Raw genomic sequence first — 24939 nt, 5'->3', positions numbered from 1 at the left:
GCGGTCGATCGGCTACGATCGCGTGGCCAGCACGACGGCGGCGAGCGTGAAGATGAGCGCTGCGACCTGCGTCGGCCCGAGCGGCTCGCCCAGCGCGATGGCGGACGCCACCACGCCGATCACGGGCACCGCCATGGTGCCGATCGCCGCGATCGAGGCCGGCAACCGCCTGAGCGCGGCGAACCAGCTCACATAGGCGATGCAGAACTGGATCAGGATCGAATAGACGAGCAGCCACCAGCCGAGCGTCGTCACGCGATCGAAATGCGAGGTCTCGACGAGAAGACCGGCCACCGCCACCGGCAGGCAGCCGAGCCCGATCTGCCAGGCCGCCGCCGGGATCGGTGTCATCTTCAACGGCAGCTTTTTCGCGAGCACCGTGCCGAGCGCAAAGCCGAAGGCGCCGGTGATCGCCATGATGATCCCCGGCAGCTTTTCGCGGCTCGCGGCAATTCCGTTGCCGCCCATGATGGCGGCGAGCCCGGCGAACGCCATCACCAGCGCGATCGTGCGCAGCAGCGTCGGCCGTTCGCCGAGCACCGGCCAGGCCAATAGCGAGGCCCACACCGGCATGGTGTAGGCGATCAGCGCGGCTTCGCTGGCCGGCAGCCAGAGCAGTGCGAGGCCCATCAGCACCATCCAGCCGGTGACGTTCAGTAGCGACGCCAGCATCAAGCGCAGCCACATCTCGCGCCCGACCGACAGGCTCTGCCCGCGAACGACCGCGAGCAGAGCCAGCAGCACAGCCCCAATCACACCGGTCGAGCCGCGCAGCGTCAGCGGCGGCAGCTCGTTTAGCAGGTACTTCGTCACCGGCCAGTTGAAGCCCCAGCCCACCGACGTAACGGCGAGGAACAGGAAGCCCGCAGGCGCTAGTCGGCCGCGCGCGCTCGGTTTTGATTCTGTCATGAAGCCCGGCAGGGAATGGAATCGGCGGCGACCATGCCTTCGATTTGGGCGGCCGACCACGCGCCCGCCAGCATACCTGTCCGTAACTTCCCCGTAAGCTCACGTGAGTCTTCGGAATTCAATCCGTCAGACGCCAAAAATACCTGCCCTGTGAAAAGCGGGCGAAGCCATTGTTCCACAGCCGACATGAGATTTTTTTCTCTTGGGAATCCCTGAGGACTCACTGATACTTGGCCGGGTCACAGGCGCGGCACGGCCCCTGTTATGCTCCCTTTTCCACCATATTTAGTATTTGATTCAGGAACCCGTACTAATCCTTGACGGGCGTCACGGACTTGGCCTAGCTTTCACTCTGTTCGGCGCGAGTGTGTTTCGGGTCCCCGCCGGTCGCTCCCAAAAGGGTCCAGAACGACCACTCCGTCAGCCGAACAGGCCGCGGGTGAAGGGCTTTGCTGCCCGCGATTTCGGAAATTCCTCCCGGAATTTCCCGGGCATTTTGGGACGCCAATAACGGGTCGGAAAAGGCCCATTGGTGACCTGTCGCGTTACGAGTTTTGAGGCGTTGAACGCATGACCCGAACGGTCCGCCTGGGCCGGTCAGGGACATGCCGTCGCCGGATCGGTGCCAGCCGATACCGGCGATCGAGAGAAACAGGCCGGTCCACCGGCTGAGCTTGCGGGGCTCTGGCCCCCCACCCTTTGGACGGAAGGATGGGACCAGGGACTCGCTCTAGGAACAACATTTCCGGATCACCCCTGCGGCAATGGGGGCCGGGCAGAAGACGGGGCACGACGCATGCATATCGAACGGCGCAACACCACTGCGGGACAATCTCCTTACGCCGGGATCAATTTCAGGCTGACCACGTCTGAGATCCGCAATCCCGATGGCTCCATCGTGTTCCGTGCGGAAAATGTCGAGGTGCCCGAGTTCTGGTCGCAGGTCGCCTCCGACGTGCTCGCCCAGAAATATTTCCGTAAAGCCGGCGTCGCCGCGCGCCTGAAGAAGGTCGAGGAGGAGACTGTGCCCTCCTGGCTGTGGCGCTCGGTGCCCGACACCGAGGCGCTGGCGCTGTTGCCTGACAGCGAGCGCTATGTCGGCGAGACCTCGGCCAAGCAGGTGTTCGATCGCCTCGCCGGCTGCTGGACCTATTGGGGCTGGAAAGGCGGCTACTTCTCCTCGGATGAAGACGCGCAGGCCTTCTTCGACGAGATCCGCTATCAGCTCGCCAAGCAGATGGTGGCGCCGAACTCGCCGCAATGGTTCAACACCGGCCTGCACTGGGCCTATGGCATCGATGGCCCCGGCCAGGGCCACTATTACGTCGACTACAAGACCGGCAAGCTGACCAAGTCCAAATCGGCTTACGAGCATCCGCAGCCGCACGCCTGCTTCATCCAGGGCATCGAGGACGATCTCGTCAACGACGGCGGCATCATGGACCTCTGGGTGCGCGAGGCGCGCCTGTTCAAATACGGCTCCGGCACCGGCTCGAACTTCTCGCGCCTGCGCGGCGAAGGCGAAAGGCTGTCCGGCGGCGGCCGCTCGTCGGGTCTGATGAGCTTCCTCAAGATCGGCGACCGCGCCGCCGGCGCGATCAAGTCCGGCGGCACCACGCGCCGCGCCGCCAAGATGGTCGTGGTCGACATCGATCACCCCGATATCGAGACCTATATCGACTGGAAGGTGAAGGAGGAGCAGAAGGTCGCCGCCCTCGTCACCGGCTCCAAGATCAACCAGAAGCACCTGAAGGCCGTACTGAAGGCCTGCGTCAACTGCGAAGGCTCGGGCGACGACTGCTTCGATCCTGAGAAGAACCCGGCGCTCCGCCGCGAGATCAAGCTCGCGCGCCGCGCGATGGTGCCCGACAACTACATCAAGCGGGTGATCCAGTTCGCCAAGCAAGGCTACAAGGAGATCCAGTTCGACGTTTACGACACCGACTGGGATTCGGAGGCCTATCTCACCGTCTCCGGCCAGAACTCCAACAACTCGGTATCGCTGAAGGATGACTTCCTGCGCGCGGTCGAGACCGACGGCGACTGGAACCTGATCGCCCGCACCAACAGGAAGGTGACGAAGACGCTGAAGGCGCGCGATCTCTGGGAGAAGATCGGCTACGCCGCCTGGGCCTCGGCCGATCCGGGCCTGCACTTCAACACCACGATGAACGACTGGCACACCTGCAAGGCGTCCGGCGACATCCGTGCGTCCAATCCGTGCTCGGAATACATGTTCCTGGACGATACCGCCTGCAACCTCGCGTCCGCGAACCTCCTCACCTTCTACAGCACCACCACCAAGCGCTTCGACATCGAGTCGTACGAGCATCTGTGCCGGCTCTGGACCATCGTGCTCGAGATTTCCGTGCTGATGGCGCAATTCCCCTCGAAGGCGATCGCGGAGCTCTCCTACGAATTCCGCACGCTGGGCCTCGGCTTCGCCAATATCGGCGGCCTCCTGATGACCATGGGCCTGCCCTATGACAGCAAGGAAGGCCGCGCGCTCTGCGGCGCGCTGACCGCCGTAATGACCGGCATCGCCTACAAGACCTCGGCCGAGATCGCGGCCGAGCTCGGCACCTTCCCCGGCTACAAGAAGAACGCGGCCCACATGCTGCGGGTGATCCGCAACCATCGCCGCGCCGCGCATGGCAACGCGGCCGGCTATGAGGCGCTCGCGGTCAACCCGGTGCCGCTCGACCACGCCTCCTGCCCGCAAGCCGACATCGTCACGCATGCGACCAGGGCCTGGGACGATGCGCTCGCACTCGGCGAGGTCAATGGCTATCGCAATGCGCAGACCACCGTGGTGGCGCCGACCGGCACCATCGGCCTGGTGATGGATTGCGACACCACCGGCATCGAGCCCGATTTCGCGCTGGTGAAGTTCAAGAAGCTCGCCGGCGGCGGCTATTTCAAGATCATCAACCAGGCGGTGCCGGAAGCCTTACGCGCGCTCGGCTATCGCGAAAGCGAGATCGCGGAGATCGAGGCTTACGCCGTCGGCCACGGCTCGCTGTCCAACGCGCCGGGCATCAATGCCTCCACGCTGAAAGCAAAAGGCTTCACCGACGAAGCGATTGCCAAGGTCGAGAAGGCGCTGCCAACCGCGTTCGACATCAAGTTCGCCTTCAACAAATGGACCTTCGGCGAGGACTTCATCCGCGACACGCTCGGCATCGGCGCGGAAGCGATCGCCGCCCCCGGCTTCGACCTGCTCTCGGCGATCGGTTTCTCCAAGCGCGAGATCGAGGCGGCCAACGTGCACATCTGCGGCGCGATGACGGTGGAAGGCGCGCCGTATCTGAAGGCCGAGCACTATCCGGTGTTCGACTGCGCCAATCCCTGCGGCAAGATCGGCAAGCGCTATCTCTCGGTCGAGAGCCACATCCGCATGATGGCGGCGGCGCAGCCCTTCATCTCGGGCGCGATCTCCAAGACCATCAACATGCCGAACGACGCCACGGTGGAGGACTGCAAGTCCGCCTACCTGCTGTCCTGGAAGCTGGCGCTGAAGGCCAACGCGCTCTATCGCGACGGCTCGAAGCTGTCGCAGCCGCTCAACTCGCAGCTCATCTCTGATGATGAGGACGAGGACGATGCGGTGGAGGCGCTGTACGAGAAGCCGATGGCCGCGCGTGCCGCGCAGGTCTCCGAGAAGATCGTCGAGAAGCTGGTCGAGCGCATCGTCGTGATGCGCGAGCGCGAGAAGATGCCGGATCGCCGCAAGGGCTACACCCAGAAGGCGGTGGTCGGCGGCCACAAGGTCTACTTGCGCACCGGCGAATATGACGACGGCCGCCTCGGCGAGATCTTCATCGACATGCACAAGGAAGGCGCCGCGCTCCGCTCCTTCATCAACAACTTCGCGATCGCGGTCTCGCTCGGCCTGCAATACGGCGTGCCACTCGATGAATATGTCGACGCCTTCACCTTCACCCGCTTCGAGCCCGCGGGTCCGGTGCAGGGCAACGACTCCATCAAGTACGCGACCTCGATCCTCGACTATGTCTTCCGCGAGCTCGCGGTGAGCTATCTCGCCCGCTTCGACCTCGCCCATGTCGACCCCACCGAGAGCGGCTTCGACGCGCTCGGCAAGGGCGTCGAGGAAGGCAAGGAGCCTGAGGGACCGCAGCACCAGGCGACCAAGTACCTGTCACGCGGCCTCACCCGCTCGCGCACCGACAACCTCGTCGTCATGCGCGGCGGCTCGACCGCAGTCAGCCAGAACGCCGACAACGCCCCCGCCGGCGGCTCCCGCGTCACCGCCCTCTCCTCGCAAGGCGCGCAGTCCCGCGTCTCCGACACCATCGAAGGCGCGGTGGCGTTGAAGCAGGAAACGGAGCACGATCTCTCGCCCGCGGAGAAGGTGGGGACCGTGCACTGGAGCAAGGCTGGCACCGCCGCGGCGGTCGCTCCAACAAAGGCCGAACGCCGCGCGGAAGCGAAGGCCAAAGGCTACGAGGGTGAGATGTGCTCGGAGTGCGGCAACTTCACGCTGGTGCGGAATGGGACATGCATGAAGTGCGACACGTGCGGCAGCACAACGGGGTGTTCGTAAACGAGCGAAGATCAAGATCGTTGTAGTTCACACCAAAGAAGGTCCGCGATTGGGCATAGCAGGCCCGTGATCGCCCGGAGCCCCGCTCAATAGCGGGGCTCCGTTCTGATAGCTCAAGCCACTACTCGCGGAGAACTCCCGATCGGGCTTCGCTCCGCAACTGACTTGTCGTACCGGGATGATGTCCCCGTCGGTCCGCTACCCGGCCTTAGTTTCGCGAGCCGCATGTAAACGCCAAGCTTTCAAGCGCGCCAACGGCCGCAGAATGACTTGCATCTGCCGAGGTCGAAAAAAGTGCTTTATTTGTTAAGCCGCGGCGCTCAATTTGGGCTAAGATAAGGTGCAAACCGCACGTGGTAAGAAAGGTCGAACGGAGGCGGGGCGATGGCGTGTCAGGACCCTGTACGACGCTCGCTGCTGCTGACGGCTCTGGCCGCCGGGGCATATCTCGCTGCGAAGCCAGCCGTGGCGGAGGAGGATCAGCCGGGCAGTGATGAGCGACCACAGAAGGGCGATTTTCTTGTTCATTCCGAAGGGGAACATGCCGGCGAAATCATCAAACCGGGTGATCTCGAGCTTGGCGGGCCACCCGTGCACGCTTGGCCGAAAGACCCGAAGTCCTCGGTGATCCGCAAGGGGTCGCGGCTCAATGAGATCGTCCTCCTAAGACTTGATCCGGGCGAACTCGACGATGAGTCCCGATCGCGATCGGCCAACGGCGTCGTCGCTTATTCGCTGGTTTGCACTCACGCGGGATGCCCTGTCTCTGAGTGGGTCAAGGCATCGGAAGGCGACAAAAACGTCCTAAAGTGTCCCTGTCACAACTCCGAATTCGATCCCCGACAAAGTGCGGAAGTCGTATTCGGACCGGCACCTCGCCATCTGGCCGCACTTCCACTCGCGATCGCCGATGGCTCGCTCACGGTGGCCGCAGGGTTCGTCGGAAAGCTGGGCGGCCAGCCCGGAGGGTGAGAGTCGCACTATGGACGCGATGTTGACCTGGCAGTCGGCCGGCTTAGTGCCACTCCTTGACTTGACCGCTGCTGTCGACGGCGCGCGACACGTCCCTGCCGTCCTTGATCGCCTTGACCGAAATGCCTTCAGCGGTGGACTTGATGTCGCGGATTTGGGTGCAGCGTTCCGATTGAGCTTGGCCAAGAGTTCCTGCCGGGTCAGAGCGCCCCGCATTTTCAATACTTCTATCTGGCGTGGACGCTTTCGAAGAACCGGAGTGGAACACCAAACGTGAGTCCGGCACGAACTTCGTTGACCGGATGGTGATTGGTCACCGCGTAGCGATAGGCGACGTCGAAAGAGAGCTTGTCGCTCACCTGCCAGATCAAGCCTACGAGCCCGGAAAAGGTTTCCTCCTGGCCGAACTCCTTCTCGTAGAAAAATTCCGAGACCGGCCGCACCGTCCATTTCGACGGCCCCTCGATGATACTGCCGAGGAAGACATCGGCATGATGGTCGCGCGTCAGCAGCGTTTCCGCGTTGAGGTGGATCGTTCCCCAGTCCCAGCGCTGCGAGACGATTGTTGCCCAGCTTGCGCCAACGCCGCTGTCGCCCGTGCTGTCCGGCAGCAGCACACCGAATTCGGTCGCGATGCTCGGTCCGCTCTTGTCCTGCAGGCTGCCCGGTACCACGACATGCTTGAGGAACGCACCTGCTGCGATCAGGTTTGTCGGCCCAGACGGCGAAAGCGGCGTCTCGCCCTGTCCCTCGAACACCGCCTCCCATCCTTCGCTCAATCCGAAATTCAGGACGGTCCATGGCGCGACCAGCGTCGGGGTAGCCCCGTCGCGGCGAACGCCGGCTGGCTGCAGTTCGACTTCGAGTTCTCCAGGGGCGGCCACAGCGGCGTCGGTGCCGTCGAACGGCCGGTAGGCGAAGGCGATCTCCGGCCACGCGACACTCAGGATCAGCAACGATAAGGCGGATCGGACCAGCGGGGCACCTGGAAGCATGGCTGCACCTCCATCGGCTTGGCTCAAGGTACCGGGCGATAGAGCCAGATCGCAGCGCCGTCACCGCCCCTTGCGGGTACCGCAAGCAGGAGGCGATCGAGTTCAGGCACAAACAGGGAGGTCCGTGCGCCGGGCGCGGTGGCGACGCGAGCGATTGTGCGGTAGGACGTGCCGTCCGCCGCGAGCACATCCAGATATCCTTCGCCACAACTGGCGTAGATGAGATCACGCTTCTCGTCGACGAATAGGTCGTCAATATCGCCGCAGGTGGGAATGGTCGCCTTCAGCTGTCCATCGCTCTCGGCGAACACGCCAATGGCGGCCGGGCGTCGAAATGCGACCAGAACCTGCCGGCGACCGTTGTCGAGCGCCATGGCGAAGTTGGCGCTGCGGGCTGACGTGGGCCAGGAGCCAAGCAGCTTTCCAGATGCGCGGTCGATGACGTCGATCTCGTTCTTGTTTGGAACATTGACGAAGATCCGGTCCGAATTCCGGTCGAGCTGGAAGCTTTCGGGGTGCGCGCCCAGACTTGCGCTTGCTACCTTGCCGTGGGTTGTAGCGTCGAGCGCGGTCACGGCGCCATTACCATAGCCGATGAAGATGCGTCCCGCCCTTGAATCGACACGGACGTTGTCGGCATCGTCACCGAGTTCAATGCGTCCGGTCGGCGAAAGATCGGCTCCTTTGAAAAGCTTGACCGAGCCATCGCCTCCGTTTGCTACGTAGACAGTGTCAGTTGCCGGATTGTAGCCAACGCCCTGCGGCTCCTTGAGGTCAGGGACGATGCGATCCAGACGTTGGCCCTCCAGATCAACGACTGCGAGACTATTGCTGGCGAGCGCAGCGACGAACAGGCGGTGCCTGGAAAGATCGACCGCCATGTGATCGATCCGGCCGTGAATGCCAGCGAGCGGGATTTTTATGTCAAGGCGCAGCGGTGGTGTACCTGCAGCCAAGGCAGCGGTTTCTCCGGTGAGCAAAACAGCTGCCGTCATAGCCTGCAGGAGCGCAAACCCGCGAATGATGATCATCGGCCTCCCCTCCCTTCCAGGAGCGCCTCGCACGATTTCCGTCATTTGATGATCACCCATGCTGGTTGCAGCCACGGATATCGCAGTTGCCGCAATGAGCACGGGATTGCTGATTTTCCAGCGGAACAGCATCGCGAGCGAGACGAGCGCGATCGCAATCGTGAGCCAATCTCCGATGGCGCGGTCGGAATGCCGGCCGCCAAAGATGAGGTCAGGTCGAAAAGTTTATGGGACGGAAGCGGGATAACGGCAGACATGATGCGCCCTTGAGGAAACTGGACGCGATTCTTCAGCATGTCGCCTCGTGGGGAGATCGCTTCCCCAAGAAGCTCAGCTTCGACCCGCCGGCTGGTTCTGTCAACGGGAAACGGAGCTTGCGAGTTGGACGGATATCTCGATCCACTCTGAGATCGCCCGGTCATTCGCGCTTCCTAGAGCCGGACGCAGTAGTGAGCCAGCACCGAGATGTCCCCCTACTAGTCCCGCTGCCTAACCCGCTGTAAGACTGAGGCTCGGTCCCACGGAACCCCCTCCGCGTCGGAGGCGTTTGAAGCGACGGGCGGGCATAAGCCGTGTCACGACCTCATCGTCGCTTCGGCAGGACAGGAGAGCGCGATGAAACGAATGCTCATCCTTGCGGTCATCCTGTGGCTTGGCGTGGCTGCCACCGCTCACGCGCAGGTGAGTTCATCGGTAGGCACGCAGCCGAACCCTCAGGTCAGTGCTCAAACCGGCGCGCAGGTCAACTCCCCGACCAACGCGGTGAGCACGGTGACCGGCGCGATCGTGCCATCCGGCCAGGGAGTGACCGGGGCAACGGGAGGAAGCTTCAGTACCATTGCGCCCGTGGCGGTGCCCTGTCCGGCCGGCGTATCGCTGAGCGCCAATCTGACGGCGGTGACAACCGGACCAGTGGGCAGCATTGGCCCCAAGGCGCAAACCGTCACGCCCAAGACCACGTCGGGCGCTGGTGGCGCTGTCGGCAGCGTTGTCTCATCGAGCGCGCGCTGCCTGGGCGCGATACCGTCAATGGCCGGCAACGCCGGCGCAGGCGATCTCTTCGGCGGCATCGGCGGATGCTAGGACCGTGGGCGGATTAGCGCCAGCGTAATCCGCCACTCACCCTCGGCGCTGCCCTACGCGCTCTACCGCTGCCGTTGCGCTAGATAGAATCCGGACAGCACCAGGATCAGCCCGGTCGCCTGCAGCGCGGTCGGGGGTTCGCCGAGCAGGAGCCAGCCGACGAGCAGGGTCAGCGCCGGCACCATCGCCGGGAAGACGGCGGCGCGGGCGACGCCGAGAAGCTGGACCGAGAATGCGAACAGATACAGCGCCGCGGGGCCGGCCAGGATCCCCTGCCCCAGGGCCTGCAGCGCGTTTTCGCCGAGGCCCAGCGCCGCCACGCGGCCGAGCCCGCCGGATGCCGCATAGACCGGCAGCAGCAACAGCGACAGCACGCTGATGACGGTGGCCGCGGAGAAGGCGGAGACGCGCCAATGGCGCAGCAGCGCGCCGAAGACCGCGAACATCGATCCGGTCAGGACGAAGATCAGATCGCCCAGTACGCCGTCGGGCCCGATATGGCCGATCGATTCAGCCCCGATCACGGCAAGGCCGCCGACGATGACGACCGCCCCGAACACCCGCGAAAACGAAACCCGCTCCTTCAGCAGAGCGGCGGCAAGAAACAGGCCGCCGAGCGTCGCGCAGGACGGCTGGATGAGGCTGCCATGCCCCAACGGCACAAACAGGAATCCGGTATAGCTGATGATCGACATCACGGGTCCGCCGAGCACCATCAGCACCAGTCCACGGCCCCATCCGATGCCGCAGAGATTGCCTATTCCGGCGCGAAGCACGAGCGGCAGGAACGCGGTGCCCGACCACACGTAGCGATGCATCAGCAGGTCCGCAGGCGTGAATCCGACTTTCAGCCCGTGCCGTGTCGAGACGAAGCCGAGCGCCCAGCACAACGCCGCGCCAAGGCCGCAGGCGACCCCGAGCAGGGCCGGTTTCGCATCCGATTTTTGGATTGGAGCATTGGCGCCGATGGTCGGCTTGGTCATCGCCGATGCTTACGGCAGCCGCCCCAGCGGATCAACCCACGGCCATGCAAGGCTGACGGGCGCATGGGCCGATTGCCCCTCCACCACCGTCATTGCGAGGAGCGCAGCGACGAAGCAATCCATGCCTCCGCTTGCCGCGCTATGGATTGCTTCGCTCCGCTCGCAATGACGATGTGGAGGCAATGGGTGCGACATAACAACCCGACAGGCAAATCAGCGAAAGTCTGTCCAGCCCGTCAGGCGAAAATAAACCGCTTAACCCATTGAGGCTGGGCAAGTATTCGCCGCGGGCGCGTCCTCGTAGAACGTCCTTTCTTTGCGCGACGCGCATGGCAATGAGGATGGAATTTTCTATGTGCAATCGCCCGCAACGGCGAATGCATTTCTGCGCCGTTCAAGGCTGATTGAATATTTGCCCAGCCTCATTGGGCAAATCAGAACTATAACTCCGCGCGTCTCACCCGATGAGAGGGGCGTTGCGCAACGTCACGAACGCGCGGTGAGATGCGGTGGACGCGACGGCTCGCGAAAGACGAGCGCGGTTGTTCGCGGACGGCGAAGTCGTGTGGTCCCGGCGCCCCGACGCTGGCGCTAAGTCCTTAAGGGATGGAAACATCCCTAAGGGCGACGGTGGCAAGAAAGCCCGGTCACCGAGGAGAGCACGAAGCAAGCCGTAAAACCACTGCGCAGGGAAAGCCGGAGTTGCTTCGGTTGACCTGTGGTCCTACCCCCGTGCTTTTTGTTGCACGGGGCCCACGGGTGCAACCGGCACCCGGCTTTCCCTGCGCCCTCTACTCGAAAGAGGGTCAACGCAAACGCGACCTCGGGCATTTTGTGCCGCGGGAACGCGGACTCGCATCGCATCCGCTGTTTGACAATCGAATCGAAACACGTAGCCCCCGCGCACTGCGGCTCGGTCACAGGGAACCCCTCCGCGTTGGAGGCGTTTGAAGCAACGGGCGGGCGGACGCCGTGTCACGACCTCATCGTCGCTTCGGCAATACAGGAGAGCGCGATGAAACAAATGCTCATCCTTGCGGTCACCCTGGGGCTTGGCGTGGCTGCCACCGCTCACGCGCAGGTGAGTACATCGGTAGGCACGCAGCCGAACCCTCAGGTCAGCGCTCAAACCGGCGCGCAGGTCAACTCCCCGACCAACGCAGTGAGCACGGCGACCGGCGCGATCGTGCCATCCGGCCGGGGAGTGACTGGGGCAACGGGAGGAAGCTTCAGCACCATTGCGCCCGTGGCGGTGCCCTGTGCGGCCGGTGTATCGCTGAGCGCCGATCTGACGGCGTTCGGCTGCGCATCCGATCCGCTCGGCGCCCCAACCTACCAAGTTCCGGCGGAGGCAGGGGCCACCGCGGTGACAACGGCACCAGTGGGCAGCATTGCCCCCAACACGCAAACCGGCACGCCCAACGCCACGTCGGGCGCGGGTGGCGCTGTCGGCGGTGTTGCCTCGTCGAGCGTGCGTTGCCCGGGCGCGATACCGTCAATGGCCGGCAATGCCAGCGCAGGCGATCTCTTCGGCGGCATCGGTGGATGCTAGGCGCGTGCTCATAAACCAGTTCGTAGGGCAGATCAGCGCCAGCGTAATCCGCCGCTCACTCTCGCCGCTGACGGCCGCAAAGGCAACTTGCGTCATCCCGGTCCTGAACCACTGCAAGTGAATCGGGTGCAGTCCTGGTAAACACCTCGACGCTCGAACGATGGTAGCTGTTTCAGATGACAGTCGCGATATCGCGCACGACAGGTATTCACGCATTGCTGCCTGGCGGTCCGAGCGGCTGCCAATGTGTCGGTGGCGAGATCGGAATCGCGCGCATTGAGCCTTCCAATGCTCAAGGACAGAGGCACTGCCACGAGCGCGCAGATGACGGCAAACGACTGCTTGGTGCATTTCATGGCTCAGCCCCCGTTCAGGTCTGGCTCGGTCGTTGCGCGGCCGGTCCGCTTGCCGGACGCGATGCAGATGAAGCGGCCGTCAACGTCGGACGGCCGGACCTCGTCCGACAAGCCGTTCGCGCTGAGCCCGCCGCGCGGGCCTTCCTTATGTCACCACGATCTCAGTGCGGCGGCGGCCAGCGGCCTGGCTGCGTGTAGAAAAACGCGAAGCGCGGGTTGATCCCGCAATAGGAGAACGTGCCGGATGCGCTCGCCTGGCATTGTTCGTAGGTCCAGAACTGGCAAAGGCCCGGAAGGCCCCAGTCCTTTCCCTGCAGGCAGTAAGGGTAGTCCTGCGCGGTAGCTGGCGAGATTGCTCCCACTGCTACCGGAACGGCGACGGACAGGGCGAATATGAGACGTCGCATGCGATACCTCCTGAGGTTGGTGCCTGGTTCGACGCAGGAAGTCGTTCTTGCAATGTTGCCGAAAAGCGGCGCGATCGATTTCGAACTCATCGGGCACAGGCCCGAAGGTGCGCACCAGGGAAGGAAAGCAGTTGCGATCCGTCCGAGAAACAGGGCGCCCGGCCAGCATGGCCCCGGCGGAGCGGCGCGCTATGCAGATTCGGAATCTGCGGAGCTCAATTGTCGGCTTGCGACGCCGTCAGATCGAAGGGCGGATTAGCCGACGGCGTAATCTGCCGGGCCCGGCCGAGGTCGCCTTAAATTCTCCCTCACGCCGGCCTTATCTTGATCCAAACGGCGACGGCAACTATCCTCCCGATGATCTCGGACTGCCGCACTCATTCCGTTGATGCAAGACTGAATGGAGAGCGCATCGGTGGCTGATACGGACAACCCGAAGCCGGACGAACCGCAGGGCACGCCGCGCGCCGATGGCGAACTGGCGCGGGCCTATGAACGGATCAAAAGTGCCGGCGAAGACCTTACGCGGCTGGACAGATTGGTCTCCGGATTGGAGCGCGGCGACGGCCCAAAGGTCCAGCAGGAAGATGCCGGCGCCGCGCCACCCGACGCTCCCACCGTGAACGAGACTCCAACACCAGAGAACCAGGCTCGCGACCCAGGCCCGAGACGGGGTCGGCCCCTGCTGCGAGCCGTCGGCGGCCTTCTGTTGGCGCTGGGCATCGCGGGTGCTGCGCTGGCTTCGCGATACGGCAATGAGACCAAGGCGATCATGGCGCGATGGACCCCGCAAGCCTCGATGGCGTCCCCGGAGGCGTCCGAGCCTCGCGGTCCGACCAGATCGCTGACCGTCCAGGTGGCAGAGGCAGGCGAACAACCCTCCCCGCCGTCTTCGAGCCCCAAGGAAGCGCCGGCGCCTTCGAACCCCAAGGAAACGAAAGACGCTCCGCCAGCCGGCTCCGCCAAGTCCGCCGACTCGACATCCATAGATGTCGCGCAATCGCTCAAGACCATCGCGCAGGGCCTTGTAAGCATCAACGACAAGCTGGAGCAACTGAAGACCAGTCACGAGCAAACGCTTCGCGAGCACGCCGAGTCCATTCAACAGCTCAAGGCGGCTCAGGAGCAGAATGCGAAAGACAGTGCGCGGATCGCCGAGCAGATACAGGCGCTGCAAGCGCAGCTTGCCGCTTCGTCCGCGAAACCCTCCGCGCCGACCGTGAGGAAAGAGAGCAGCGTGGCTGCGCGCCCGCACGTGCCTGCCGCAATCGAACCTCGGCGGCCCAGACGGCCGCCAGGGCCTTGGAGGCCGCCGCCGTATACGGTCGACCCCTGGGACGATCCATATTGGTGAGGTGTGCGCCCCTCGACGGGCAAATCAGTTCCACGTCGCTCGCGCTGAAGCGGTTTTCCGACGCTGCGAACTACATCTTGCTCGCGGCTCCGATTAACAGTGCCTTCATCGCTTTGCCCGTCAGCGCCATTGGAATTGCATCCCTTGATGCCGCGCGCTCCAGCGCAAACCCATGCGATAGCGCGAGCAGTGTTATGGCGAGATCGGCGGGCGCCAGGCTCCCCTTGTTGCCGAATTTCGCGAAGGTCTGCTCAATCAGACCGGATAGCGTTTGACGATATTCAGCATAGGTCCGGACAAAGGCGTCGTCGGTCTTGTTCGCGCGCGATACCCGCAACTGGAACTCGGCCATCAGCAGGCACCAATCGGGATGGTCGCCGAGCTCGACGTATCGTGCGGCCGCTTTTTCGATGAGCTGCTCGAAGCTGTCACTCGTCGTCAGTGCCGCTTCAAAATCGCGCAGATCCCGCTCCAGGTGCCGCTTGAGCAGCGCGAGAAAGATCTCGTCCTTGTCGGCGAAATTCGAATAGAACGCGCCGCGCGAGAATCCGGCAGTTTCGGCGATCTCATCCACCGATGCGCCTTCGAAGCCCAGCCTGGCGAAACAGGCCGAGGCCGAGCGCATCAGCAACTCGCGCGTCCGTGTCTGGCTCTCCTCGCGATTCAATCGCTTCACTTTTCGCATTGGTCCTCCTGTCGCGAGCCGAATCCTGACGCTTGACAGCCTAACATCTTTGCATTCAGATACATCTATGTATTTGGATGGCCATTTGTATGAAATGCTGGGAAGTTCGGTCGTTCGACATCGAAGGATTGGCGCTCGGGGAGCGGCCTGAACCGATCGCGGGCGAAGGCGAGGTGCTCGTGGAAATCGATGCCGTCTCGCTGAATTATCGTGACCTCGCGATCGCGCGCGGCGTTTACGCGCCCTCGCAGCCACTCCCGATGATCCCGGCCTCCGATGCCGTCGGCCGCATCGTCGCCGTCGGCCCCGGTGTCGAGCGATGGCAGGTCGGCGAGCGGGTGATCGGCTGTTACATGCAGAGCTGGGACCGGGGACCGAGCGAGCCTTCCGACCGCACCCGGACGCTGGGCTCGCCACTGGACGGCGTGCTCTGCGAGCGGCGCGTCTTTCCGGCCGATTTCGTGGTACGCGCCCCCGACCGATTGACTGATGTCGAATGCGCGACGCTTCCTATCGCGGCACTCACCGCCTGGTGCGCCCTCTTCGATCTTGCCGGCGCGAAGCCCGGCGAAACGGTGGTCGTGCAGGGCTCGGGCGGGGTGTCGACCTTTGCCGCTCAATTCGCGCTTGCCGCAGGTTTGCGCGTGGTGGCGGTGTCGCGCTCCGCAGCCAAGGCCGCCGCAATCCGTAATCTCGGTGTCGAGAGCGTAATCCTTGCTTCGGATACACCGGAATGGGGCAAGGAAGTCGTCCGCGCGACGCACAAACGGGGCGCGGACGTGATCGTGGATGTGGGCGGCGACTCCACGTTCGCCCAGTCGGTGGCTGCAAGCGGGCAGAACGGTCGGATCATTGCCGTGGGCTTTCTCGGTGGCCTGTCGACCAAGGTCGAGCTTGGTCAGGTAATTTCGAAAAACCTCACGATCCGCGGCATCACCGTCGGATCGCGCGCCAGCTTCGAGGCGATGCTGTCCTTCATCGAAACGGCCGCGTTCAAGCCGGTGATCGACAGCCTTTATCCATTTGAGGCAGTGCCGGAAGCCTATCGCCGACTCGCCAGCGCCGACCAGCACGGCAAGATCTGTATCGACGTCAGGAGCGTGCAATGACGGGGCTTACCGAGTGGTGGGATAGCGGCTCGACGATCGAGGTTGATGGCCACGCCATTTTCACGCGCGTGGAAGGGAGCGGGCCAACCGTCGTCTTCCTCCACGGCTTTCCGACCTCCTCGCACGATTGGGCTGGCGTCATCATCCGCCTTCGCGACCATTACCGTTGCGTGACGTTCGACTATTTGGGCTACGGTGCCTCCGAAAAGCCGACCGATGCCGATTATTCGGCGCTGATCCAAACCGACCGCGCGCTCGCGATCCTTGCTGCTCTCGGCGTTACCGAGGCCGATGTCGTCGCGCACGATCTGGGCGGCATCCTGCTTCAGGACATGCTGCACCGCCAGCTCGCGGGCCGATTGGAACTCGGTCTGAGGCAGGCGATCTTCATGAACTCCTCGGTCTACGCGGAGCTTTACCGTCCGACCCCGACGCAACTCGCCCTCGCCGACCCGGTCCAGGGGCCGATCATCTCCCGATCGCTCTCGCGCGCAACGCTCGAAGCAGCGATGGCGACACTGTTCCCGTCTCGGCGGCTCGCGGCCTCAGAGCTCGATGACATGTGGGACGCCATTCGGCGCGCAGATGGACAACTGCTCTGGCCGCGGCACCTCGTCTACATGGCCGAGCGGTCCAGGCTTTCCCCGCAGTGGGAAGCCGCACTGTCGCAGACCGGCGTCAAGCTTGGCTTCGTCTATGGCGCTGCCGATCCAATTTCCGGCAGCGCTATTCTCGAACGCGCAAGCGCGAAGCTACCGCATGCCCGTGTGACCGCGCTTGCCGGTCTCGGCCATTATCCGCAACTCGAGCGGCCGGATGAAGTGGCCGACGCGCTCACCAAACTCCTTGGTTGATCTCATGAATGTTGCGGAAGCTATCGAGCGGCGCATTTCGGTTCGATCGTTCAAATCCGATCCCGTCACCAAGCAGCAGGTCCTGCGGCTGCTCGATAAAGCCAGGCGCGCGCCATCGGGCGGCAATCTCCAGCCATGGCGCGTCTATGCGCTTCAGGGCGCCCCGCTTGACGAACTCAAGGCCCGCGCAACTGCCAATCCGCTTGGAGAGCCTCCGGAATACCAAGTCTATCCGAATTCGCTGTGGGACCCGTACCGGCGCCGACGCTGGGAATGTGGAGAGGATCTCTACACCACGATCGGCATTCCCCGGGAAGATCGTGCCGGCCGACTGCAGCAATTGGCGAAGAACGGACAACTATTCGGCGCGCCGGTCGGCCTGTTCTTCTGCCTCGACCGCAGGCTCGGCCCTCCGCAATGGGCCGATCTCGGCATGTTCATCCAGACGGTGATGCTGCTCGCCGTCGAGGATGGACTGTCGACCTGCGCGCAGGAATACTGGTCGCGCTATCCCCGGACGCTGGCAGACCTGCTTGGACTGCCAGCCGAGGAAATGGTGTTTTGCGGGATGGGCCTGGGATACGCGGACGAAAATCCCATCAACACGCTCAGGACCAGGCGGGACCCGATCTCCGATTGGGTTGCGTTCCGCGGCTTCGACTGACATCGCCATGTCAGCATTGGCCGCGATACGCTGCCCGGACGTCGGCAGGTTACGCGGAGCCTGTCATCGGGCCGCGCGAAGCGCAGCCCCGATGGTTCACCCGCCCGACGCGCGTCACTTTGATCGTGTCATGCCGCTTTGGCGGTCTTTTCCGGCGGCGAGGTTTCCATCGCGCGCATGTAGAGATCGAGCAGGCTCTCGCGCTCGTCGCGCTCGTCCTTGTCCTCTTTCCGCAGCTTGATGATCTCCTTGAGGATCTTCACGTCGAAGCCTTCGCCCTTGGCTTCCGAGAAGACTTCCTTCTTCTGCTCGTTCAACTCCTGCAATTCGGTGTCCAGATTCTCGATCCGCTCGACGAAGGAACGAATACGCCCGCCGGGAATGGTGATGTCAGACATGGTGCCTCTTTGCTGAATGAGGTCGTGAAAATGCGCGGAAAGAAATGACCAAATTCTTAACCCGCCGTCCTGCCTCACCGCCGTCCACAAGCGGCGGCCATCAAGAAAAAAGGCCCGCGAGGTCGCGGGCCTTTTGGCATTTCGTGCGGCTTTGGACGCGGCGCTCAGTGGGCCGCGAGACCGGAGGTTTGGGTCGGGCTTTGTGTGGCCGACGCCGCCTTGAGTTTCGGTCGCTGTGTCAGCACGCTGAGCTGGTGCGGAGAAGCCGCTGTGGTGGCGACCGGCGACTGCTCCCGGACATTGGCCGCTCCCAGCAATCCAACCTGCACCTGCGAGATCGGCAGGCCGTTGAGTTCATAGGTCGGCAACTCCGCAGCGAAGCTGGCAGCGCCACCCGCCATTGAGATCGCGACGAGGGCCGCAAGAGTTAGGGAAGTCTTCTTCACTGCAATTCTCCTGAGTGGATTCGCTGCCCAGCATATAGGTCCCTTGTTGCACTGCGGCATTCGCTATTGTTGCATTGCAACAATGCAGGGAATGCGCACCTCCCGACGCGATAGTGAGCGGGATCAATGCGCAACAGTCATCGTCGCGTCATGGAGCGATTCGTTTCGCCATCTGCGCGCGTCGTAGATTCGAACTGCAGAAGCGAGCAGCAAGACAGAACGATTTTCCGTTCGCAAAACCCGGTCACGCGAACGCCGTGGCCCGCCGCGAGCAGAACGACCCCGTTCACATTTTTCTGAGCTCATGCAGCGGTTTAGCGAACCGATCACATCGGCTTGATTCGAATCCTCTGCATTCCCCGTAACTTCCCGATGGGGGATCACCCGGATTCTCAGCCGTCATCCCTGCTGCTATCGATAAGCCGTGAGGTCGCTTGCCGCAGGAGGCGGAACATGACTGAACTGTATTTCCACTGCTCCGACGCTGAGCACGTCATCATCGACGAATGCGGCCACGCCATGGACCTGGCCGAGGCACGCGAGCACGCGGAAGGCCTGGTCCGCGCCCTCATCATGACGCCAAGCGAGGAAGATTGGCGGAGCTGGGTCCTGCACGTCACCGATGAGCTCGGCGACGAGGTCCTCGCCGTGCCGTTCGCATCAGTGCTTGGCAAGTCGCATTGAGGGCGGAGCCGGTGCTGCTCGCACAGCCGTCATGGACGCCGCTGCGCCGAGCGCTGAAGGCGATCATCGCCGGCTGCTGCAAGCTGATTGGAGCCGTCTGCGATCCCTACCGGCCCGAGCTTCACTACATGCGAGGGCCCGGCCCAAGGTGGCGCGCGAAGCAGCAGACCAGGGAGCCCCTCACCGCGCCATCGGCCGATTCTGATCGTACAGCACGCGGACGCGGATGGTGCCGTCGACAGCCCGTAAGTCCGCCAGCAATCCCTCGCCCTCTCCGCCGACGACGTCGGTCTCGAGCACTACATAGCCGACTTCCGGATCGGTCTGCAGGTACTGCGCGAGGATGTTGATGCCGTGACGGGAGACGGCGTCGTTCACCTGCCGCAGCACGCCGGGGACGTTCCGGTGCACGTGGATGAAGCGGGTGCCAGTTGGGCGGGCCGGCAGTTGCACCTGCGGGAAGTTGACAGCGCCGAGCGTTGAGCCGACATCGGAATAGTCGATGAGCTTGCGCGCGACCTCGCCGCCGATGCGATCCTGGGCTTCCTCGGTGGAGCCGCCGACATGCGGGGTCAGGATCACGTTGGAAAGGCCCTGCAGCGGCGAGACGAAGCGGTCCGCATTCGAGGCCGGCTCCACCGGGAAGACGTCGACGGCCGCGCCGGCGAGCCAGCCCTCGCCGAGCACCCGGGCCAGGGCATCAAGGTCAACGACGGTGCCGCGCGAGTTGTTGATGAGGTAGGCGCCCTGCCTCATCTGCCGCAATTCACGCTCGCCGATCATGTTGGCAGTGGCCGGCGTCTCCGGCACGTGCAGGGAGACCACGTCGCTCGCGGCGAGCAGCTCATCCAGCGTCTCGACCGGCTCGGTGTTGCCGTGGCGGAGCTTGTCAGTCTGGTCGAAGAAGATCACGCGCATGCCCATGGCTTCCGCGAGATTCGACAATTGCGAGCCGATATTGCCGTAGCCGACGATGCCGAGCGTCTTGCCGCGCACCTCGCGGCTGCCCTCCGCGGACTTGTCCCAGCCGCCGGTATGCGCCGCGACCGAGCGCGGGAACACCTTTCGGAGCAGCATCACCACCTCGGCGATGGTGAGTTCCGCCACGCTGCGGGTGTTGGAATAAGGTGCATTGAACACTGGGATGCCAAGCCGCCGCGCCGCGTCGAGATCGACCTGGTTGGTGCCGACGGAAAAACAGCCGACCGCAATCAGCCGATCGGCCGCCTCGATCACGTCGGCGGTGAGCTGGGTCCTGGAACGAATGCCCAGCATATGCACACCCGACAGCGCCTGCTTGAGCTCCTTGGCGCCGAGCGCCTTCGGCAGACGCTCGACCTCGGTGTAACCATTGGCGTCGAACAGGCGAACGGCAGAATCGTTCACGCCTTCCAGCAGCAGGACGCGGATCTTTTGCTTGGGCAGAGACAGGGGCATCGGTCGTCCGTTCGTGGTCTGCCCGGGCCGATCGTCGGAATTTGGTCTGGCCCGGAGGAGCGGACGGATATCCGCCCTTGCCGCCCGAGGCAACCGCTATCCGCGATTGGCGCTGCACGCCCGCCACCAACTCCGCCGACCCTCACCCGCCCAGCACATTCCCCCATCCGTCGAACACGAACTCCCGCCACGCAACCGCCCCGTCGGCGCGCGCGTTGCTGGTGCGGCGGAAGTCGTCGGCTTCGTCGCCGATCCAGGTAACAATCTCGTCCGTGGCGCGGTCATGCAGGATCGCGGGCTCGGACGGGTCAAAGTTCATCATGGGATGCAGGGTTTGCTGAGCTGTCATGCTTGCACAACGCGCTGGAGACCACGAAAGTTGCGCTCGATCGATCACATGCGTTCGAATTACATCGGTAACGTCATCGACCAGGCTCCGAGCCTTGCAGTCATCCCAATGCCTCAATCAGCTCCAAATCCTGTTCGTCGCGCGTCAAACTTATGCTGAGCTATCGCAGTGTCCTTGCAATTCGAACTTGATCGGCAACAAAGCAGCTCGATCGGCGCCAACGCCGTCGGCGCGGCGGCGTTGCGATGGACGATGACCGCCCTTGTGGCTGCCGTCTGGATCAGCGCGGCCATCTTCGGCCTCTATATCGTTGCAATCTATCTTGGCGCGCTGGTGGATGGAAATCTTGATCAGTGGAACCGGGATCTGCCGCGCCTTCACGATCCGCATTCGCTGCTGGCAACAATGGGTATCGGGCTGCATTTTGCGGCCGGCACGGTGCTGCTGCTGCTCGGGCCGTTGCAACTGATCAGCGCCGTGCGGGCAAGAGCACCGGCGTTTCACCGGTGGGTCGGCCGGCTCTATGCATTGTCAGCACTCATGGCCGGCTTGGGCGGGCTCGCTTTTATCGCCGTGCAGGGCACCATCGGCGGGACACCGATGAATATCGGTTTCAGCCTCTATGGCGCGCTCACGGCCATCGCCGCCGTCACAACGTTCTGGCATGCGCGAGGCAAACGCTTCGAGCAGCATCGCGCCTGGGCGATCCGGCTGTTTGCACTGGTGATCGGATCCTGGCTCTACCGGATGGACTACGGATTCTGGGCATTGCTCGGCCACAACATGGGCCACACGCCGACTTTCGATGGGGGCTTTGACGTCGTGCTGGCTTTCTTTTTCTACATTCCCAATCTGATTGTTGCCGAGGCGTTCATTCGCGCGCGCGAGCTGCGCTCTGCTGCTCACGTCAAAATCGGAGCGGCGATTTGCATGGGCATCGCCGCAGCGTTCATCGCAGTAAGCACGTACTACTTCACGGCCTTGCACTGGGGACCGAGGATTGTGCAAAGGCTTCTCTTGATCCTGTGATGGAGCACGGCGGCCGCTCATCGCCAGAAGAAGCAGGATTGCTGTCTTACTTCGTAGCTCGGCTCCTTCGCCGCCAGTCCAGAGAAAAGACCGGCGGGCGTTACGCCGCCGGCCTTCTCTTGTAGCTGCCGGCTCCCGGATCCGGTTCCGCCACAAATTCCCGTGCCTTTAAGGGGACGCCGATAAGTTTAATAAAGTCCTAACAAGGCAAAAGTGGCCTGGATCACAGTTTGCGGCCAGCGGGCCACCGGAAAACTACGGAACATTTCATCGCGGGACGAGCCGTGTGATGCATTCGGGCATCGCTGCACACCGTTCTCGCGCGACGCTTAACCATTGTGCGTTGGTCGTATTAGGGAACCAACGACTCAGTGCTACCATGCAGTGCATACCGAAACAGGAGTGGTTCGGATGCCTTGCTACAGCTTCGATCTCGTCGTTGGGGAAGAGTTCAGGAATCAGGGCTCGATCATTCTCGAGGACCTGCACGTCGCCTCCGACAGAGCCGACCAGCTCGCCAACGAGCTCTCACAGGTCAAGCCCGAGTTGAAAGCGAAAGGCTGCGCGGTTCGCGTCACCGATGCCGACAATATCGAACTGTACCGCACACCACTCGATCCCGTTCCGGCGTGGCGCTCCGCAGGGCGGATTTGAGCAACGGCACACTTCAAACGGCTTGAAGGCGGACGGCGCGCGAACGCAATCCGCCTTCGTCGGAAAAAGCCGGCGGCTTAACCATGCTCGCCGGCGTCGTCACTACGTCAGTGCCTGACGTGATGCCTCGCGGACGCGCGCGCATGACGCGCCGGAGGTGCAACCGACAGGTCGACGCGGCCGACAGACGCCAGCGCATTCTGCGGGTAGGAATGAGAGCCGACGCCGAGGCTCTGATAGAACGCCGCCGCGCCAGGCTCCTGGACCGCCTGCTGCGCAACCACAGGAGTCGCGACCATTGCTGATACCAATGCAACCGCGCTGAAAAGCTTGAACCTAGTCATTGCCTATTCCCCTTTCGACTTGACCAAACAAATCATTGGACTCTCGCCAACGTTTCGAAGTCATCGTGGCGTTCGCGGCTGCAGATGGCGATCAGACGTTCACGTTCAATAGAATGATACTCATCATCCAAAAAACATCATCGTGATCGGCCACGGCGGACGTGTGCGTTTAAAGGGGCCGGGGCATCTCTGCTTGATGTGTCTTAGGAAGAAGCTTCGCCGTGGCGATCAACCGACAATACGGACGTTCTCAATCGAGCGCCGAAATGAAATGATCTTCCCGGGCACCAACCGCTGATGCAGCCGCGCAATCAGCGCATCGCCGTCCGGCGCCCCGCGATCGGTCGTTCACGTTTTGCTGAATTGATGAAGCAGAACTGGTAGGGCGAATTGGCGTCAGCGTAATCCGCCACTCACAGCCAGCCGATCGGCGGATTGCGCTGACGCTTATCGCCCTACGCAATCCGAAAAATCACGCTGCTAACAATCGATCGAACTCCGCCGGAGCGTACGACTTCCCCTCTTTGTCCGTGATCACGACCTGCCAGCCGGCGCTGGCGAAGACGCGTGCCTTGGCAACGATGATCAATGAGCTCTGGCGTTCGACCTTGACTTTCTCGTTGTCGCGTTCTGCGATCATTTTGTAGGACAATTTCTTTTCCCATGTTTGTGCTTGCCCGGTTTTCGCCAGTAGCCAACAGGTTTTGGCCGCAATTCGCCGGGAACGTGACGATTTGATGGAACGGCGCCCACGCCGTTCTGCCGTTGCGACGGGCGCATAGCGGAAGCCGCAACAAAAAAGCGGCCCGTAGGCCGCTCTCCTGTCGCTACTGCGTTCCTCAATAAGGATCGTAGTAATAGGCGTAGGAATCATACGGCTCGAACGGCGCAGCGGCGATCGCGGCTGCGGTACCGATCGCTCCACCGACGACGCCGGCAGCGACCGCGCCTGGACCCGGCCCGTAATAAGGTCGGTGATAGACGGGTCCGTAGTAGACCGGTCGATAATAGTAACCCATACGGGGATAACGGCCGGTGTTATAGGGCGTACCGACGCCATAGCTGCCCGTCATGTAGCGCGAATTCGGATAGTTGAACCCGATCGAACCGGGTTCCTGCGTGACTCCCTGCGCCATCAACGGGGTAGCGAACGTCGTCGCCAACACTGCGGCGGCACTCAACAATGCGAGCTTCTTCATCGGTCCTCCTCCAATGGTGCCCCTTCGGAGGCCCAACTGTGGAACACGGGCGCCGTTCCGACCTTTCAGTCAACGCGCCGTGAAGTTCCGCGGCGCTATGGATGGGTGCAACCGGCACCCGGCTTTCCCTACGCCCTCTGCGTTTCGAGGAGGGTGAAACGAACGCAAAGGTCGGGCAATTCACGCCGTGAGAACGCGAACGCGCATCCCCTCACAAACTCCGCCGTCATGCCCCGCGAAGGCGGGCCATCCAGTATCCGGCGGCTTTTCGGCACAAACTCAACCGCCTCTGGAATACTGGATCGTCCTCCGGAGCCTGTCATCGGGCGGCCATTCGGCCGACCCGGTGGCGGACGATGACAGCGGAAAGCTGCTTGAAATTTGAATCGGAAGGATCCTCTGGTCGTCGCGGGCTTGCGCGGGTCGTCCCGGGCTTGCGCGCCGCGGCGAAGCCCCTTGGCCTAGCCGGACCCTCTTGCGGGCTGCCGAAGCGCGCCGAAGAAAAACCCCGCCTCCACGAATGGAAGGCGGGGTTGAAGTTCATTGGGTAAGAATCCGCACGCAATGGATAAGTTCAAGGCGCGGGATGTAGCGTCTCGAATCTTATCGCGCCGATGGACTTCGGCAACCTGATTAAAGCGCCGCATGCGAGGGAAATTTTCCCGACGACGACAGAGAAAATTCCCGAGCGCGTCAAGGCAAGACTCTAGCGAGTGATGACTTTTCTTCGAATCGTCATCCCGCTCTCGCTCTTTGTTTGAGCATGATCTTTTTCGGAAAACCGGTACCCACTTTTCCGGATCATGCTCTAGGTCGCGTGGACAGTTATCTTAGCCAGAGCAGAGTTGCGGCGATAGCGACGACAGCGAAGTAATTTCGTG

At 62.9% G+C, this 24939-nt stretch carries 24 protein-coding genes; 11 read left to right on the top strand and 13 right to left on the bottom strand.

What is annotated here, in order from left to right:
* Positions 1–12 precede the first annotated feature (12 nt).
* Positions 13–909: a DMT family transporter gene (locus AC5ZG5_RS05405; RefSeq protein ID WP_456646141.1), complete on the bottom strand. Its 897-nt coding sequence runs from the start codon at positions 907–909 to the stop codon at positions 13–15.
* A gap of 796 nt (positions 910–1705) precedes the next feature.
* On the opposite strand from AC5ZG5_RS05405, the gene AC5ZG5_RS05400 reads away from it, so the two are divergent.
* Both AC5ZG5_RS05400 and AC5ZG5_RS05395 read left to right on the top strand, forming a co-directional pair.
* The gene (locus AC5ZG5_RS05400; RefSeq protein ID WP_456646140.1) at positions 1706–5473 is read left to right on the top strand and encodes a vitamin B12-dependent ribonucleotide reductase; all 3768 of its coding nucleotides are present in this window, start codon (positions 1706–1708) and stop codon (positions 5471–5473) included.
* Between the two features lie 384 nt (positions 5474–5857).
* Positions 5858–6445, top strand: a complete 588-nt coding sequence (locus tag AC5ZG5_RS05395) for a QcrA and Rieske domain-containing protein (RefSeq protein ID WP_456646139.1) — start codon at positions 5858–5860, stop codon at positions 6443–6445.
* A gap of 227 nt (positions 6446–6672) precedes the next feature.
* Here AC5ZG5_RS05395 and AC5ZG5_RS05390 read toward each other — a convergent pair whose 3' ends face one another.
* Both AC5ZG5_RS05390 and AC5ZG5_RS05385 read right to left on the bottom strand, forming a co-directional pair.
* Positions 6673–7440 carry a hypothetical protein gene (locus AC5ZG5_RS05390; protein WP_456646138.1) on the bottom strand — a complete coding sequence of 256 codons (768 nt, stop codon included), beginning with the start codon at positions 7438–7440 and terminating at the stop codon, positions 6673–6675.
* 23 nt (positions 7441–7463) lie between these two features.
* Positions 7464–8603, bottom strand: a complete 1140-nt coding sequence (locus tag AC5ZG5_RS05385) for a YncE family protein (RefSeq protein ID WP_456646137.1) — start codon at positions 8601–8603, stop codon at positions 7464–7466.
* Between the two features lie 483 nt (positions 8604–9086).
* Between AC5ZG5_RS05385 and AC5ZG5_RS05380 the strand changes: the two genes are divergently transcribed.
* Complete coding sequence (locus tag AC5ZG5_RS05380) at positions 9087–9554, top strand: hypothetical protein (RefSeq protein ID WP_456646136.1); 468 nt, start codon at positions 9087–9089, stop codon at positions 9552–9554.
* A 62-nt stretch (positions 9555–9616) separates the two neighbouring features.
* Here AC5ZG5_RS05380 and AC5ZG5_RS05375 read toward each other — a convergent pair whose 3' ends face one another.
* Positions 9617–10537, bottom strand: coding sequence for a DMT family transporter (locus AC5ZG5_RS05375; RefSeq protein ID WP_456646135.1), 921 nt, complete (start codon positions 10535–10537; stop codon positions 9617–9619).
* A 1015-nt stretch (positions 10538–11552) separates the two neighbouring features.
* Between AC5ZG5_RS05375 and AC5ZG5_RS05370 the strand changes: the two genes are divergently transcribed.
* A complete protein-coding gene (locus AC5ZG5_RS05370) occupies positions 11553–12089 on the top strand; it encodes a hypothetical protein (RefSeq protein ID WP_456646134.1) in 537 nt (178 codons plus the stop codon).
* Positions 12090–12606: 517 nt separating this feature from the next.
* Here AC5ZG5_RS05370 and AC5ZG5_RS05365 read toward each other — a convergent pair.
* Positions 12607–12852: a DUF3551 domain-containing protein gene (locus AC5ZG5_RS05365; RefSeq protein WP_080663856.1), complete on the bottom strand. Its 246-nt coding sequence runs from the start codon at positions 12850–12852 to the stop codon at positions 12607–12609.
* A gap of 415 nt (positions 12853–13267) precedes the next feature.
* On the opposite strand from AC5ZG5_RS05365, the gene AC5ZG5_RS05360 reads away from it, so the two are divergent.
* Positions 13268–14206, top strand: a complete 939-nt coding sequence (locus AC5ZG5_RS05360) for a hypothetical protein (protein WP_456646133.1) — start codon at positions 13268–13270, stop codon at positions 14204–14206.
* 70 nt (positions 14207–14276) lie between these two features.
* On the opposite strand, the gene AC5ZG5_RS05355 is transcribed toward AC5ZG5_RS05360, so the two are convergent.
* A complete protein-coding gene (locus AC5ZG5_RS05355; RefSeq protein WP_456646158.1) occupies positions 14277–14831 on the bottom strand; it encodes a TetR/AcrR family transcriptional regulator in 555 nt (184 codons plus the stop codon).
* 149 nt (positions 14832–14980) lie between these two features.
* Here AC5ZG5_RS05355 and AC5ZG5_RS05350 point away from each other — a divergent pair, with 149 nt between their 5' ends.
* Genes AC5ZG5_RS05350 through AC5ZG5_RS05340 form a run of 3 tightly spaced genes read left to right on the top strand, consistent with a single transcriptional unit; the run spans position 14981 to position 17518 of the window.
* Positions 14981–16000 carry a zinc-dependent alcohol dehydrogenase family protein gene (locus AC5ZG5_RS05350; RefSeq protein ID WP_456646132.1) on the top strand — a complete coding sequence of 340 codons (1020 nt, stop codon included), beginning with the start codon at positions 14981–14983 and terminating at the stop codon, positions 15998–16000.
* Positions 15997–16854, top strand: a complete 858-nt coding sequence (locus AC5ZG5_RS05345; protein WP_456646131.1) for an alpha/beta fold hydrolase — start codon at positions 15997–15999, stop codon at positions 16852–16854. Before AC5ZG5_RS05350 ends, AC5ZG5_RS05345 begins: the two co-directional genes overlap by 4 nt.
* A gap of 4 nt (positions 16855–16858) precedes the next feature.
* Entirely contained in the window at positions 16859–17518 is a 660-nt protein-coding gene (locus AC5ZG5_RS05340) for a nitroreductase (RefSeq protein ID WP_028165827.1), read from the top strand.
* Positions 17519–17646: 128 nt separating this feature from the next.
* On the opposite strand, the gene AC5ZG5_RS05335 is transcribed toward AC5ZG5_RS05340, so the two are convergent.
* Together AC5ZG5_RS05335 and AC5ZG5_RS05330 are read right to left on the bottom strand one after the other, a co-directional pair.
* Positions 17647–17916 (bottom strand): DUF2312 domain-containing protein, encoded by a 270-nt coding sequence (locus tag AC5ZG5_RS05335; RefSeq protein WP_028165828.1) that lies wholly within the window; start codon positions 17914–17916, stop codon positions 17647–17649.
* Positions 17917–18080: 164 nt separating this feature from the next.
* On the bottom strand, positions 18081–18362 hold the full coding sequence (locus AC5ZG5_RS05330) for a hypothetical protein (protein ID WP_456646130.1): 282 nt from the start codon (positions 18360–18362) through the stop codon (positions 18081–18083).
* 453 nt (positions 18363–18815) lie between these two features.
* Here AC5ZG5_RS05330 and AC5ZG5_RS05325 point away from each other — a divergent pair, with 453 nt between their 5' ends.
* On the top strand, positions 18816–19046 hold the full coding sequence (locus AC5ZG5_RS05325; protein ID WP_028165830.1) for a DUF6894 family protein: 231 nt from the start codon (positions 18816–18818) through the stop codon (positions 19044–19046).
* Between the two features lie 180 nt (positions 19047–19226).
* Here the strand turns inward: AC5ZG5_RS05325 and serA are convergent, their stop codons facing one another.
* Both serA and AC5ZG5_RS05315 read right to left on the bottom strand, forming a co-directional pair.
* The gene (gene serA, locus AC5ZG5_RS05320) at positions 19227–20483 is read right to left on the bottom strand and encodes a phosphoglycerate dehydrogenase (RefSeq protein ID WP_456646129.1); all 1257 of its coding nucleotides are present in this window, start codon (positions 20481–20483) and stop codon (positions 19227–19229) included.
* Between the two features lie 142 nt (positions 20484–20625).
* A complete protein-coding gene (locus AC5ZG5_RS05315; protein WP_130230954.1) occupies positions 20626–20832 on the bottom strand; it encodes a hypothetical protein in 207 nt (68 codons plus the stop codon).
* Between the two features lie 174 nt (positions 20833–21006).
* On the opposite strand from AC5ZG5_RS05315, the gene AC5ZG5_RS05310 reads away from it, so the two are divergent.
* A complete protein-coding gene (locus tag AC5ZG5_RS05310) occupies positions 21007–21861 on the top strand; it encodes a DUF2306 domain-containing protein (RefSeq protein ID WP_456646128.1) in 855 nt (284 codons plus the stop codon).
* A gap of 411 nt (positions 21862–22272) precedes the next feature.
* A complete protein-coding gene (locus tag AC5ZG5_RS05305; protein WP_028165833.1) occupies positions 22273–22515 on the top strand; it encodes a hypothetical protein in 243 nt (80 codons plus the stop codon).
* 107 nt (positions 22516–22622) lie between these two features.
* Here AC5ZG5_RS05305 and AC5ZG5_RS05300 read toward each other — a convergent pair whose 3' ends face one another.
* The 3 genes from AC5ZG5_RS05300 to AC5ZG5_RS05290 form a co-directional block, all read right to left on the bottom strand.
* Complete coding sequence (locus tag AC5ZG5_RS05300) at positions 22623–22859, bottom strand: hypothetical protein (protein WP_456646127.1); 237 nt, start codon at positions 22857–22859, stop codon at positions 22623–22625.
* A gap of 472 nt (positions 22860–23331) precedes the next feature.
* Positions 23332–23499, bottom strand: a complete 168-nt coding sequence (locus AC5ZG5_RS05295) for a hypothetical protein (RefSeq protein ID WP_196237332.1) — start codon at positions 23497–23499, stop codon at positions 23332–23334.
* 199 nt (positions 23500–23698) lie between these two features.
* Positions 23699–24058, bottom strand: a complete 360-nt coding sequence (locus AC5ZG5_RS05290) for a hypothetical protein (protein WP_208827056.1) — start codon at positions 24056–24058, stop codon at positions 23699–23701.
* Between the last annotated feature and the right edge of the window lie 881 nt (positions 24059–24939).

Source organism: Bradyrhizobium sp. Ses1 (genome assembly GCF_059512365.1).
Note: the sequence above shows the minus strand (reverse complement) of the source record. Positions and strands in the feature narration are given on the sequence as shown.